At 54.9% G+C, this 12,941-nt stretch carries 14 protein-coding genes; all 14 read right to left on the minus strand.

Annotated features, from left to right (window positions below):
* Window positions 1–20: 20 nt before the first annotated feature.
* The 14 genes from RB2501_RS00225 to cyoE all read right to left on the minus strand — a co-directional run bounded on the left by RB2501_RS00225 (window position 21) and on the right by cyoE (window position 12,873).
* Window positions 21–1,277: an ABC transporter permease gene (locus RB2501_RS00225; RefSeq protein WP_041326862.1), complete on the minus strand. Its 1,257-nt coding sequence runs from the start codon at window positions 1,275–1,277 to the stop codon at window positions 21–23.
* 1 nt (window position 1,278) lies between these two features.
* Window positions 1,279–2,508, minus strand: coding sequence for an ABC transporter permease (locus RB2501_RS00230; protein WP_012813629.1), 1,230 nt, complete (start codon window positions 2,506–2,508; stop codon window positions 1,279–1,281).
* The gene (locus tag RB2501_RS00235; RefSeq protein WP_012813630.1) at window positions 2,498–3,202 is read right to left on the minus strand and encodes an ABC transporter ATP-binding protein; all 705 of its coding nucleotides are present in this window, start codon (window positions 3,200–3,202) and stop codon (window positions 2,498–2,500) included. Before RB2501_RS00235 ends, RB2501_RS00230 begins: the two co-directional genes overlap by 11 nt.
* Window positions 3,203–3,298: 96 nt before the next feature.
* The gene (locus tag RB2501_RS00240; protein ID WP_012813631.1) at window positions 3,299–4,411 is read right to left on the minus strand and encodes an efflux RND transporter periplasmic adaptor subunit; all 1,113 of its coding nucleotides are present in this window, start codon (window positions 4,409–4,411) and stop codon (window positions 3,299–3,301) included.
* Window positions 4,412–4,474: 63 nt separating this feature from the next.
* Complete coding sequence (locus RB2501_RS00245; protein ID WP_012813632.1) at window positions 4,475–5,734, minus strand: ABC transporter permease; 1,260 nt, start codon at window positions 5,732–5,734, stop codon at window positions 4,475–4,477.
* Window positions 5,735–5,763: 29 nt separating this feature from the next.
* Window positions 5,764–7,008, minus strand: coding sequence for an ABC transporter permease (locus RB2501_RS00250; protein WP_012813633.1), 1,245 nt, complete (start codon window positions 7,006–7,008; stop codon window positions 5,764–5,766).
* 103 nt (window positions 7,009–7,111) lie between these two features.
* A complete protein-coding gene (locus RB2501_RS00255; protein ID WP_012813634.1) occupies window positions 7,112–7,330 on the minus strand; it encodes a hypothetical protein in 219 nt (72 codons plus the stop codon).
* Window positions 7,331–7,335: 5 nt separating this feature from the next.
* Complete coding sequence (locus tag RB2501_RS00260) at window positions 7,336–7,899, minus strand: DUF420 domain-containing protein (RefSeq protein ID WP_012813635.1); 564 nt, start codon at window positions 7,897–7,899, stop codon at window positions 7,336–7,338.
* A complete protein-coding gene (locus RB2501_RS00265) occupies window positions 7,889–8,644 on the minus strand; it encodes an SCO family protein (RefSeq protein ID WP_012813636.1) in 756 nt (251 codons plus the stop codon). The genes RB2501_RS00260 and RB2501_RS00265 overlap by 11 nt, the downstream gene beginning before the upstream one ends.
* Window positions 8,645–8,653: 9 nt before the next feature.
* Window positions 8,654–9,295: a hypothetical protein gene (locus tag RB2501_RS00270; protein ID WP_012813637.1), complete on the minus strand. Its 642-nt coding sequence runs from the start codon at window positions 9,293–9,295 to the stop codon at window positions 8,654–8,656.
* A gap of 621 nt (window positions 9,296–9,916) precedes the next feature.
* On the minus strand, window positions 9,917–10,300 hold the full coding sequence (locus RB2501_RS00275) for a cytochrome C oxidase subunit IV family protein (RefSeq protein ID WP_012813639.1): 384 nt from the start codon (window positions 10,298–10,300) through the stop codon (window positions 9,917–9,919).
* Window positions 10,301–10,321: 21 nt separating this feature from the next.
* Complete coding sequence (locus tag RB2501_RS00280; protein WP_012813640.1) at window positions 10,322–11,296, minus strand: cytochrome c oxidase subunit 3; 975 nt, start codon at window positions 11,294–11,296, stop codon at window positions 10,322–10,324.
* A 90-nt stretch (window positions 11,297–11,386) separates the two neighbouring features.
* A complete protein-coding gene (locus tag RB2501_RS00285) occupies window positions 11,387–11,977 on the minus strand; it encodes a cytochrome c oxidase subunit 3 (RefSeq protein WP_012813641.1) in 591 nt (196 codons plus the stop codon).
* The gene (gene cyoE, locus RB2501_RS00290) at window positions 11,974–12,873 is read right to left on the minus strand and encodes a heme o synthase (RefSeq protein ID WP_012813642.1); all 900 of its coding nucleotides are present in this window, start codon (window positions 12,871–12,873) and stop codon (window positions 11,974–11,976) included. Before cyoE ends, RB2501_RS00285 begins: the two co-directional genes overlap by 4 nt.
* Window positions 12,874–12,941 lie beyond the last annotated feature (68 nt).

Raw genomic sequence — 12,941 nt, forward strand, 5'->3', positions numbered from 1 at the left:
TATCTGTTCGTATTTGGATATTATTCTTCTCGAAGGGCGTCGATGGGTTTTACTTTGACCGCCCGGTTGGCCGGGATCATCCCGATCAAAATACTCAGGGTGACCATCAGCGTAAAGGATACAATTACCTGAAGCGGGCTGACAGTCGGGTTGGTAAAAGGCGCGTCGTCCGTCTGCCCGAATGCGATATCCAGCGCGTGCAGGAGTCCGATGGATATGATGAAGCCGATCAGGCCGGCAAAGAAGGTCAGGACGATGGACTCCATGATGATCTGCCGCTTGATCACGCCCGGGGTGGCGCCCAGGGCCCGGCGGATACCGATCTCGTTGGTGCGTTCCTTCACGGTGATCAGCAGGATATTACTCACGGCAATCACCCCGGCCAGGAGTGTAAAGATGCCCACAAAGAAGGAGAAACCGGACAGTACCATCGTAAAGGCGCTGATCCCCTCGAAAATCTGCGAAAAGTCAAACGAGCCAAATGCCCGGGGGTCGTCCGGGTGGATATTGTATTTGCGCTTGAGCAGCGCCTTGATTTTATTCTCGGCTACGGCCACGGATTTGTCTTCGTCCACCAGGATGGCCATCCACCCCACCTCGTCCCCGCTGTTAAATGCGGTCTGGAAGGTGGTAAAGGGTACGAACACGGTGTTCTCCCCCTCAAAGTTGATATTGTCGTTCCTTTTGAAGATGCCCACCACGGTAAAATACACCCCGTTGATCCGCACGCTTTCGCCAATGGCGTTTTCCCCCTTGTCGAAAAGGAGTTTGTAGGCATCCACGCCGATCACGCAAACTTTCCGGGAATTTTGAATATCGTTCTGGTTCAAAAACCGCCCCTCGACCATTTTCTTCTTCGACATCAGGTCGATGGTCGGGAAGTCCCCGTAAACGCTGGAACCGCTCGACCGACCGCCGCGGATTACCGTTACGGTTCCCCGGAAATTCCCGAGCTGGATCCGGGGGGAAATAACGTCCACCTCAGGCACCTCCCGCAGGATCATGTCCACATCGTCCATGGACAGGTCTACGGACCGCCCCCTCTCAAATCCCTTGTAGGGCATGGAGGTGCGCTGGGCCCAGAGGAACATGCTGTTGGTTGCCGTCCCGGCGAAAATCTGGTTGAAGCCGTTTTTCATCCCGTTGGTCGCCCCGAGCAGGCCGATCAGGATGACGATCGCAAAAATCACCCCCAGCGTTGTCAAAAAGGTGCGGAGCATGTTCTTGCTCAGCGTGGCCATCACCTCTTTCCATAAATCTCTGTCTAGCAGTCCCATATCAGTCGGCTCTTAATGCGTCTATCGGTTTTACGTTTGCGGCCCGGATGGACGGGACGAGCCCGGCCAGTACCCCGGCCAGGATCAGCACCACGGTACAGATGATCACCACCGTGTTGTCTACGTTCGGGTTGGAGAACGCCGGGGCATCCACAATCGGGGCAATAAGCGCCACCACGCCCATGGAGAACAACATGCCGCCAAATCCGGAAAATGCCGTGATCACGATGGATTCCATCAGTATCAACTTCACGATCTCGATGGGACGGGCGCCGAGCGCCTTGCGGATCCCGATTTCCTTGGTGCGTTCCTTGATGATGAAAATCAAAATATTCCCGATCCCCACAATACCCGCTATCAGGATGAGGACGCCTACCCCGATGGCCACGAAAGTCAGGAAGTTGCTGAAGGTCTGGATATTCGAAAACCCCTCGGCGTAGTTGTTGATGAAAAACGCGCTTTGGTCTTCCGGGTGGATCACCAGCCGGCGCTTGAGTACTTCTTCCATTGTATTGGAAAATGCCAGGGCCCGCGTAAAATCGTAGGACGGGTTATACGTCATGGCGATCATGTTGATCTCGTCCGTATTCCCGTAGATTTGCTGCATGGTCGTATAGGGGGCGTAGATATTGCTTTCCTCCCGCTCATTCCCGTCGTCGGAAAAGACCCCGATTACCTTATATACCAATCCATTGGCGATCAGGAACTGACCCACCGGGTCGTCGTCCTTAAAAAGCTCTTTCTGCACCTGCTTCCCGATGACCAGCACCTTGTTGCGCTCCCGCAGGTCCCGCTTGTTCAGGTACCGGCCGCTTTCAATCACGGTACGCTCAATCAGCTGGTGGTCCGGGCTGACCCCTACAATCGTATAGGTCCCGGTTTCCTGCTTGTATTTTGCACTGACCGACCGGTTGAACCGGGGCGAAATATACTCGTAGGATCCTTCGTAACTCCCCTTGATAAAGGCCAGGTCGTCGTTCTTAAACTGGATGCGGCGGCCGGCTTCAAACCCCCCATAGGGTTTGGAGGTGGCATTCGGGTAGATGAAAATTGAATTCGTGGCGTCGTCGTTGAACTGCTTGTAGAAACCATTCTGCATACCGTTCACCGAAGCGAGCAGCAGCACGAGGATAAAGATCCCCCAGGCAACCGAAAATCCAGTGAGGAACGTCCGGAGCTTGTTGCTCTTAATACTGTGCCATATTTCCTGCCAGGTGTCCCTATTGAACATACTGCGAAGCTCTTACCTGCTCAATCTTCTTGTCTTCGACAATGATGCCGTCCCGGAGGTGGATGATCCGTTTGCACATATGGGCAATGTCCTCCTCGTGGGTAACCACCAGGATGGTATTCCCCTGGTCATTGATATGCTGGATCAGGTCCATCACCTCGTAGGAGGTGGTGCTGTCCAGGGCGCCGGTTGGCTCATCGGCCAGGAGCACCTTGGGTTCGGCCGCCATGGCCCGGGCGATGGCCACCCGTTGTTTCTGCCCGCCCGACAATTCGTTGGGCAGGTGGTGGGCCCATTCCTTCAGGCCAACCTGCTCCAGGTATTTCAGCGCCTTGGATTCGCGCTCCTTACGGCCTACTTTCTGGTAGTAGAGCGGCAGGGCCACGTTTTCCAGGGCCGATTTATAATTGATCAGGTTAAACGACTGGAAGATAAATCCGAGGAACTTGTTGCGGTATTTGGCTGCCTTGGTCTCACTGAGGTTCTTGATCGGGACCCCGTCGAGGATATAATCCCCCTCGTCGGCCTCGTCCAGCATCCCCAGGATATTCAGCAGGGTGGATTTCCCGGAGCCGGAAGACCCCATGATCGCAACCAGTTCGCCTTCTTCCGCCTTAAAATTGATCCCTTTGAGAACGTGGAGCGAATTGCTCCCCATCTTATAGGACTTGTGTAAATCTTTGATTTCAATCATGGTTGGTAAACGTCTTTTGAAACGAGTATACACCCGTTAGACCCCAAACAGGCCTAAATGTTACATTTAGAAGTTAAAAATTATTCCGGAAATCATTTAAGCGCCTGACTCCGAAGGCGAAATGGCGTTCCAGACCTTGATGGAGGCGTCTTCCTCCAGGCCGGATCTCACCTCTACCCAGATCCCGTCGGAGATGCCGAGCTCCAGGTCGCGGCGTTCGAATTGCTGCTGGCCGGTTTCCACTTCCACATAGGGCTGCTTGGTCTCCGGGTCGAACTGCACAAGGGCCTCCTTGACGGCGATGACGCTGTCTGCCCGGTCCAGGATAATGGAAGCGTTTGCACTCAGGCCCGCCCGGATAAAGGTGCTGTCCCGCTTGGTCAGCGTCCCCTTGATCTCGAACTGGATGGCGCCGTTCTCTTCATTCCCCTTGGGGGCGATGTAATCCAGGACGGCCGGGAAGACCCGGTCCTCGATGGCGCCGACGGTAATCTCCAGGGGCAGGTCCTCGTGGATCTTGCCCACTTCCGACTCGTCCACCTTCCCTTCGAAAATCATCTTGTCGATATCCGCGATGGCCGCTATGGTGGTCCCTTCGTTGAAGGTATTCGCCTCGATAACCTGGTTGCCGACCTCCACGGGTACTTCCAGGACCATGCCGCTTACCGTGGCGCGGATCAGCGTGTTGGCCGCACTGCTCAGCCCGCTGGTGGTACCGGTACGCACAATGTCGTACCGCTTGTTGGCTGCAGAGTACGCCTGTTTGGCCTGGTCGTAACTCACCTGGGCCCGGTCCAGGTCGGCCTGGGAAATGACCCCTTTCTCAAACAGGGTCTGCTGGCGGGAGAAATTGCGGCGCTGGTCGTCCAGGGTAATCTTGGCGTCCTCTATGGCGTTCTTGGCGTCGTTCAGGGCGCTCAGGTTCGGGACTACCTTGAGTTTGGCGATCAGGTCGCCGGATTTGACAAAGTCGCCGCCTTCCACGTAGATCTCCTCGATCACCCCGGAGATGTTCGGTTTGATAAGGACTTCCTCCAGGGGCAGGATGCTGCCCGTGGCCACGGTTTTCTTGATGATGTTCTGGCGGCTCGGCTTTTCGGTCTGGTAGACCACCGGGTCCTCCGCGTTCTTTTTATAGAGGTAATACATGGACCCCCCAAAGGTCAGGGCGATCACAACGAGGATTACAACAGTTACTGACTTTTTCATATGGCTCAATTATTTGACTTCAGAATTCTTCGTGTTATTGATGGTTTTTTGTTATTCAAGAGGTTATTCCGTCCGCAGGGCATCGATGGGCTTTACGCGGATGGCGCTCTGGGCCGGGATGAAACCGGCCAGCAGGCCGGAAGCCATAAGGATCAGCAGGGCCCCCACAACCACCCCGAGACTGACGCTCGGGTTCATAAACATATCCACCGGGCCGTTGGCGTCGAGCAGGGAGTTAACCGCGTAAATAAAAAGGGCGCCCATGGCAATACCCGCCATCCCGGAGATAATCGTCAGGAATATGGATTCCAGCAGGATCTGCAGCTTGATACTCCAGGGTTGTTCTCCCAGGGCCCTGCGAATTCCAATTTCCTTGGTGCGTTCCTTGACCACGATCAACATGATGTTGCTCACCCCGATGATCCCGGACAACAAAACGAGGATCCCCACAAAGTAGGCGATAAACCGCATAGCCCCGAAGAGGCTTTCCACCCTGTTGTACTGTTCGTACAGGTCAAAGTACCCGATGGCCCGCTGGTCGTCCGGGTGAACCTTGTGCTTCTCCTTCAGCGTATTGACGATTTGTTCCTTCAGGGAGGTGATGGACGTCCCGTCGTTGGCGGTAATGGCCATCCAACCGACGTTGTCCGCCCGGTTGAAGGCCTGGGAGAACGTAGTAAACGGCACAAATATTTGTTTCTGCCCTTCTTCCCCGTCCCCGTCATTCGATTTTTTCTTGTAGGTACCCACGACCATGAAATTGACGCCCTGGATTTTCAGGTAGCTGCCGAGGACTTCCTCCCCCGGGTCGTACATTTCGCTGACCACGCCCTCCCCGATCACCGCGATCTTTCGTTTTTCCCGGATATCGTTCTGGTTCAGGAACCGGCCGGCCGTAATCCCCATGGGGTCCTGGTTGATGATTTCCGGGTAATCGCCATAGATGTTATAGGCCCCGGTCTTGATCCCCCGGATGACGTTGCTCCCCCCGCGGAACCCGCCCAGTTGGTTCCGGGGCGAGATATACCGCAATTCCGGGAAACGGCTCTCGAGCAATTCGCGGTCGGAAGTCTTGAAACTGAATTCCCGGTCCTTGGGCAAACCCATGTGGGCCTTGGTGGTCCTGCGGGTCCAGATAAACATCGTGTTGGTCGCGATATCGCCAAAATCCGATTTGATGCCGTTCTCCAGCCCCTTGCCCGCGGCGAGCAGGATGATCAGGATCAGGATCCCCCAGAACACGCCGAATGCCGTGAGTACCGTGCGAAACCAATTGCTGGTGAGCACTTCGAGTATTTCCTTCCAACGATCCCGGTTAAACATGGCGCAGTTCTTTTATGGTTCGTATCGGGCTATTCATCCCGCAGCGCATTGATGACACGGATGTTGGCGGCCCTCCAGGCGGGAAAAAAACCCGCTATCGTCCCGGCCAGGATCAGCACGAACACCGTAGAGAGGGCCACCGTCAGGTTCACTGAAGGGTTCATGATATAATCCACCTCCACATGCGGCCCCACCAGTTCCAGCAGGCCCATGCTCAGGATGAGCCCAAAAAAGCCGGAGAGGGCGGTTACAAAAATGGCCTCGTGCAAAATCATGCCGACAATGGACCAGGGCTTGGCCCCCAGGGCCTTGCGGATACCGATTTCCCGGGTGCGTTCCTTGACCACGATCAGCATGATGTTGCTGACCCCGACCACCCCGGCGATAATCGTACAAATGCCGACAAACCAGAAAAAGAACTTGATGTTGCCCGTAAGGCTGTAGTAGCGCTTGGCTTCTTCCATGGCGCTCCAGACCTGGATCGCGCTCGTATCCTCGGGGGCAATGGTATGCGCCTGCTGCAGGTATTGCCGGAGCTCGTCCTTGAAGGCGACGGCCTCGGCTACCGCCTGGTCAAAATTCCCGGCCGGCGGGAGCGTATAGGCCAGGTTGCTGACCCGATCGCCTCCGTTAAATACTTTCTGGGCGGTTGTGAGCGGGATATACAGTGTTTCCTCTTCCCGTTCCCGCAATTCCTTGTAAACGCCCACAATCTTGAAGGGAAGGCCGGAGAATTCGATGTATTCCCCGATGGGGGTCTCCAGGTGGCCGAATACGTCCTTGCGGATTTTGTCGCCGATAACCACCACCTTGGCCGTACTCTCGATATCCGTCAAATTGATAAACCGCCCCTGGGACATCTTGGCGTTTTCGATAAACTGGAACCCGGAGGCCACGCCGTGGATCCCGTAAACCAGGGCCTCATTCCCGTAGTTTACCGAGACGTCCCGAACGAACAGACGGGGCGATTCCCGCTCAATGCGGTCGCCTTCCGCCCGGCTCCAGTACTCGAAGTTACCGTTGCGGAGCTGGATGCGCCGCCCGGGGTTCATCCCCTTGTATTCCATGGTCGTCATCCCCGGCCAGACCCAGACGGAGGTCGAAGCATCCTGTTCAAACTCGTGGGCAATGCCGTTCTGCATACCCTGGCCAAACCCCAGAAGGATTACCAGTATAAAGATCCCGGAGGCCACTGACAGCCCGGTGAGAAAAGTGCGGAGCTTATTTTTTCGGATGGTATCGAAAATCTCCTGCCATCGCTCGATATCGAACATGGGTTGGTACTTTTGATTGATGAAAACCCGATACGGGTGTTATATAGAAGACGGGAACCCGGCGGGATTGTTACATCTTCCGGCAGGGAATTTTTGTTAAATTTCAGGAGCGTACCTTCCGGTATACCAGGAAGATGAGGGCGCCTACCAGCACGTAGGGGATGGCCATCAGGTAGACGATGCCGTTGTTGATCCCCTCGGCAACAGAGGTGTCCCCGCTGCTCTCCAGCACGGCCCGGCACATGGCGCACTGGGCATTGGCCGCCTCCGGGGCCAGCAGTGCGGCAACCAGTAAAACGACATATGCGGTGGCGTGCTTCATGGGGTCTAGTACGGGTAGTAAGGTGCGATCATCAAATATACGACAACCCCGGTAACCGCCACGTAGAGCCAGACCGGGAATGTAATCCGGGCCAGGCGGCGGTGCCCCCGGAAATCCTTTAAATACGCCTTGGCATATGTGCGCAGCACAAGGGGTATTACTGCGATGGATAACACGATGTGGCTGATCAGGATGGCGTAATAGAGGTAGCGGACATAGCCTTCGCCTCCAAAGGGGGTGGAATCCGAGGTCATGTGGTAGGCCACATACATCACCAGGAATAGCAGGGAAAGGACGATGCAGGTAGTCATCAAGCGGCTGTGCAATACCTGGCGCTTAGTGCGGATGGCCCACAGGGCCGCCAGCAGCAACACGGCGGTAAGCCCGTTGATGGTAGCGTAAATGGGGGGCAAAAACCCCAGGGGTTCCACATCCGGGATGCGGATGCCGAACAACAGGGCCACGACCACGGGGATCAGGATGGACACCCCGTTGATCCAACGGTTCAACTTGCCTTCTTGTACTGATATGTTGCCCGCTTTGGGCGATCCGTTATTCTTATTTTCCATTTTCTTCTTTAAGCAATTTCAACAAGTCTTCCTTGAGCAGGCTGATTTGTTCGGTTTCGCCTGTGTCGTTCGTCCCGTCGGCCCGGCTGATTGTCCCGCGATAATAGACGATCGGGTTGCCGAATTGGTCTTTGCGGGACCGGATATAGCCTTCCCGGTCAATCAGGGCAAACAACCCGGAGTGTTCAAACCCGCCAGGGACATCCGGGATCTCCGCCGCAAAGATATTGAAGCCGGCATTGGCGAGTTCGTAGATACTGTCCCGGGGCCCGGTGAGCAGGTGCCAGTCCATATCCGTAATCCCGTAGCGTTCCGCGTAGTCCTTGAGGACCGCCGGGGTGTCGTGGCGCGGGTTGATCGTAAATGACGCGACCCCGAAATCCTCGTATTCCGCCAGTTCGTCCTGGAGTTCCACCAAGTTGGCGGTCATTTGAGGACAAATGGTGGGGCAGGTGGTGAAAAAGAATTCGGCTACCCAAACCTTCCCGAGATAGTCCGCATCGGTAATAAGCAGGCTGTCCTGATTGGTTAGGGCAAAATCCGGTACTTTGCGGCGCTCCCCGTTCAGGGTGATGTACTCCAGGGGAGCCGAGCCGGCTTCGGACCCCGCTGCGACACTCATCCGATCCCGCTCAACAACCGACCCTTCCCCGAGCCGGTCTGCAATCTTCGGCACAAAAATCGCCCCGAAAACCAGGATGACCGCCCCGATCCAGATGTAGTTGTAATTGCGTTTCTCCGCCATGGTTTCCTGTTATTGCTCCTGGGTGTTCCTCCCCGCCTGATTGCTCTTTAACGCCAGGCGGTATTCCGCCAGGATAATTTTCATATCGTCCTCCATCTTGTTGTTCAGGTCGGCAACCGATGTGGCATCGAACCCGAACTTAAGGCCGGTATCCTCGTCCTTTTTCCTTCCCCTGAGCATCCGGTCCTTGTCGATGATAAACACATAGGGTGTGGCCCCGGTGGCATCCAATTCCAGACCGGTCTCCAGGCTGTTGAAAAACCGGCGAATCTCCGGCATCTCGCCATATACAAAACGCCAATTGCCGATATCCGTAAATGTTTCCAGTTCCCGCATCACGCCGGCTACTTTTTGCTGGGTGCCGTCAGGAGCTACCATCAGCATCTGGAAATCCTGAAATTCATGGAACCGCTTGTAGATCTTCTGGTTCAGGTTAAACATCCGCCCCTGTTGCAACTCTACGGAATCCCCCAGGAACCCAAGCACCGTAATCTTACCCTGCAGGCGCTGCTCCCCCGCAAAGCCATCAAGCTCCGATACAGGTCCGGAAAGAACCGGCAAGCGACCAAAATTTGTGACCCCCGAGGCAAAAAACATATACACCACCAGCGGCAGGATAAACAGGACGGTAAGGACAAATTTCTTCTTCATGGCAACCGATTGCAAAAATAAAAAAAGACGGCCCAACGGCCGCCTTATGTTGTGTTAATTCGCATGGGGTAATACGCCCGGGGGACATGGTGCAAACTCAATAGAGAAGATTTCCTTTTCAGGCAGGCATGTTGTAGAAAAAGATGGGTTCATGCAAAGCCAAACGAAGTAGCTCTGATTTATTTTTTTCTGGTATTAGGCTCTTTCCGCAGCGCATAGCAGCGCTACGCGCAAGGGAAGCAACGCAGCAAGTGGGATAAAGAATGGGAAATGCGAGCTGGTATCGCAGAACCTCCCGCCTGGCGCGTTGGCGCAAGAGAACAGCGAAGGATTTCGCAGAGATTTATTCAAATTTCAAGGCGCTTTCCGCAGCGCATAGCAGCGCTACGCGCAATGGAAGCAACGCAGAAAGGGGGGATTAAAAATGGGAAATGCGAGCTGGTATCGCAGAACCTCCCGCCTGGCGCGTTGGCGCAAGAGAACAGCGAAGGATTTCGCAGAGATTTATTCAAATTTCAAGGCGCTTTCCGCAGCGCATAGCAGCGCTACGCGCAAGGGAAGCAACGCAGCAAGTGGGATAAAGAATGGGAAATGCGAGCTGGTATCGCAGCGCCAACGCGCTTAAAAATCCCAAGCCACAAACCCGTCCTTCCAGACATTGTAGATGTAATCCGCTTCGAAAAGGAGGATGAATATCAGGTAGGCCACCAGGAAAATGGGCGTCCAGACAATGGCGCGACGCAGCGAACTCTTCTCGTCCCGCAGGTGCATGAAGTCCCAGGCGATATAATACGCCTTAACCAGGGTCAGGATGATGAAGATCCAGTTCAGAAGCTTCATCCCCAGGAAATAGTTCCCGGTAAGCGCTGCCGGCTTGAGGATACCCAGTGCCACTTCAATAGCGGTGACAATGGAGAGGAATATCAGTACGCCCCAGATTTTTTGCGTGTTGGAGCGGAATTTGAGCAGGCCCCTGAAAATTTCGAGTTTATGTTCGTGTGCCATCTGTAGCTATTATTCGTTTGATTAAACCAGGTAGAAGAAGGTGAATACGAATACCCATACCAAATCTACAAAGTGCCAGTACAATCCGACCTTTTCGACCATTTCGTAGTGCTTGCGGCGCTCGTAGGTACCCAGGATCACATTAAAGAAAATAATCACATTGATAACCACTCCCGAGAATACGTGGAAGCCGTGGAAGCCGGTGATAAAGAAAAAGAAGTCCGCAAAGAGGCGACTGCCGTATTCGTTGCGGATCAGGTTGGCCCCTTCCACGACCAGGCGCGCATCCCGGATCTTATCGAGGGACTCCTCCCGGTTCAGGATGGTTTTTTCGCCTTCCTCATTGATGGTTTCGGTGCGGATCAGGATGTTCGGGTTGGCGCGGAGACCGGCGGCCACTTCCTCTACCGTGTAAGTAGGCAGGGTGCCTTCGGCTTCAAACCACACGCCGTTGTCCCGGTCGTGCTCCACCCGGGCATCGGCCTGGGGAACCACAAAATCAGCCAGTGCGGCGCGCTCTCCGGTATCTGCATTCACAAATTGCAGGATACGCCCCCCTTTGGTTTCCACGGCGCCGTAATCGCCGCGGATGAATGTCGCCCATTCCCAGGCCTGGGAACCGACGAAAATGGCCCCACCGATAATGGTCAGGAACATATAGAGGATGACCCGGTTCTTCATCATGCGGTGACCGGCGTCGACAGCGAGTACCATGGTCACCGAAGACATGATGAGGATAAAGGTCATAAAGGCCACATAGTACATCGGATACGTCCCGTGGAAAAACGGCACGTGCGTAAACACCTCGTCGGCAATCGGCCAGGTTTCGATGAATTTAAAGCGGGAAAAACCGTAGGAGGCCAGAAAGCCGGAAAATGTCAGGGCATCCGAGACGATGAAGAACCACATCATCAATTTGCCGTAGCTCGCACCCAGCGGGCGGTTACCGCCTCCCCAGACTTTCTCTTCAGCCGTGGTGGTTACCGTTGTATCCATAGTGTCAGTTAGGGTATTAGGATAATTTTAGCAAAAATACATTTTTTTATCTGTTAGAAAAGAAGATTTGAACCACAAACCTCCCCTTTTCTAACCGAAGAAATAGAAGAAAAGCATCAGGTACACCCAAAGCAGGTCCAGGAAATGCCAGAAGGTGCTGCCGAGCTCCATCCCCAGCATGCGGCCGGGGCCGTATTTCCCCCGGAGTTGTTTCACTACGACCACTACCAGGGAGATGAGCCCGGCTACCACGTGGGCAATGTGCACGGCTGCAATCAAGAACAGGTAGGAAAGGGTGATGTTGCTGGTGGGTCCCGTAAAATAGTACCCGTAACCGATCATCTGGGAGAACCCGCTAAACTGCGAATAGATAAATACCAGGCCCGCCACAAGGGTAATCCCGAGCCAGAGCGAACCCGCCCGCTGCTGTCCCTGTCGCACCGACCGGAGCGCCATCATGTAAGTGAGGCTGCTCAATAGGAGGATGCCCGTACTGTACCAGAAAGCCATGGGTAACTGAAAGTCCTCCATCCAGTCCTCCCGGGAACTGCTTACGATGTAGGCACTGGTCCAACCGGCAAATGTCATGATCAGGCTGACGATGCCGAACCAGAGCATCATTTTACTGGCCCGTTCCTTTTTTATCGGGTCCGGTTGTTGGGTGAGATCGCGATTCTTCATATAAAACTATCGACTACGTAAACGATTTGCATCAGGGTGATATAGGTGACGCTGCTGAGCATCAGGCTGCGTGCCGATTGACGGTCGCGCAGCTCGTACAGGCGGAGCGCGAACCACAGCATCACGAGCCCCATCAAAAAGATGAGCACGGCAGCGGGAACGGAGAGGGACAGGCGCCCGGTAATTCCGAAAACGGGGATAATCGATATGACGATCATCCAAATGGTATACATAATAATCTGAACAACAGTACCCGTATCCTTTTTTCCGGTGGGCAGCATCTTGAAGCCGCCCCTGCGGTAGTCTTCGTCCAGCATCCAGCCAAGTGCCCAGAAATGGGGGAATTGCCAGAAAAACTGGATCATGAACAACGTCCCGGGTTCAATCCCAAAGTTGTCTGTGGCCGCCACCCACCCGAGCATAAAGGGAATGGCCCCGGGGATCGCCCCGACAAATACTGCCAGGGGAGTGACGGTTTTCAGCGGGGTATAGACACAGGTGTAGAGGAAAATCGACAGGGCGCCGAAAAAGGCCGTCCGCGGGTTGAGCTGGTAGAGCAAGGCCACCCCGGCCAGCGTCATGACAATCGCTATGGCCATGGCAGTAGATACACGCATCCTCCCGGAGGGGATCGGCCGGTGCCGGGTCCGGTGCATCCGCTTATCGAGGGAGCGTTCAATCACCTGGTTGTAGGCGTTGGAGGCCCCTACCATGCAGTAACCCCCGAGAACGAGGAGCAGCAAGGGAACCGCCCGGATTTCCGAGGCGCCCAGCAGATACCCCGCCACTGCAGAGAATACCACACTGATGGCCAGGCGGGCCTTGGTAATCTCCTTAAAGTCGGTGAAAGCCAGCTGGATGGCGCCGGTCTCTGCAGTACCTGTGGCGGATTTCATACACGGGGTCAATCGGGTGTGCAAAGATACGCACCACCAACCTTCTTTCCAACGCCAAACCGGGGCAA

It is taken from the genome of Robiginitalea biformata HTCC2501, assembly GCF_000024125.1.
Lineage (GTDB): Bacteria > Bacteroidota > Bacteroidia > Flavobacteriales > Flavobacteriaceae > Robiginitalea > Robiginitalea biformata.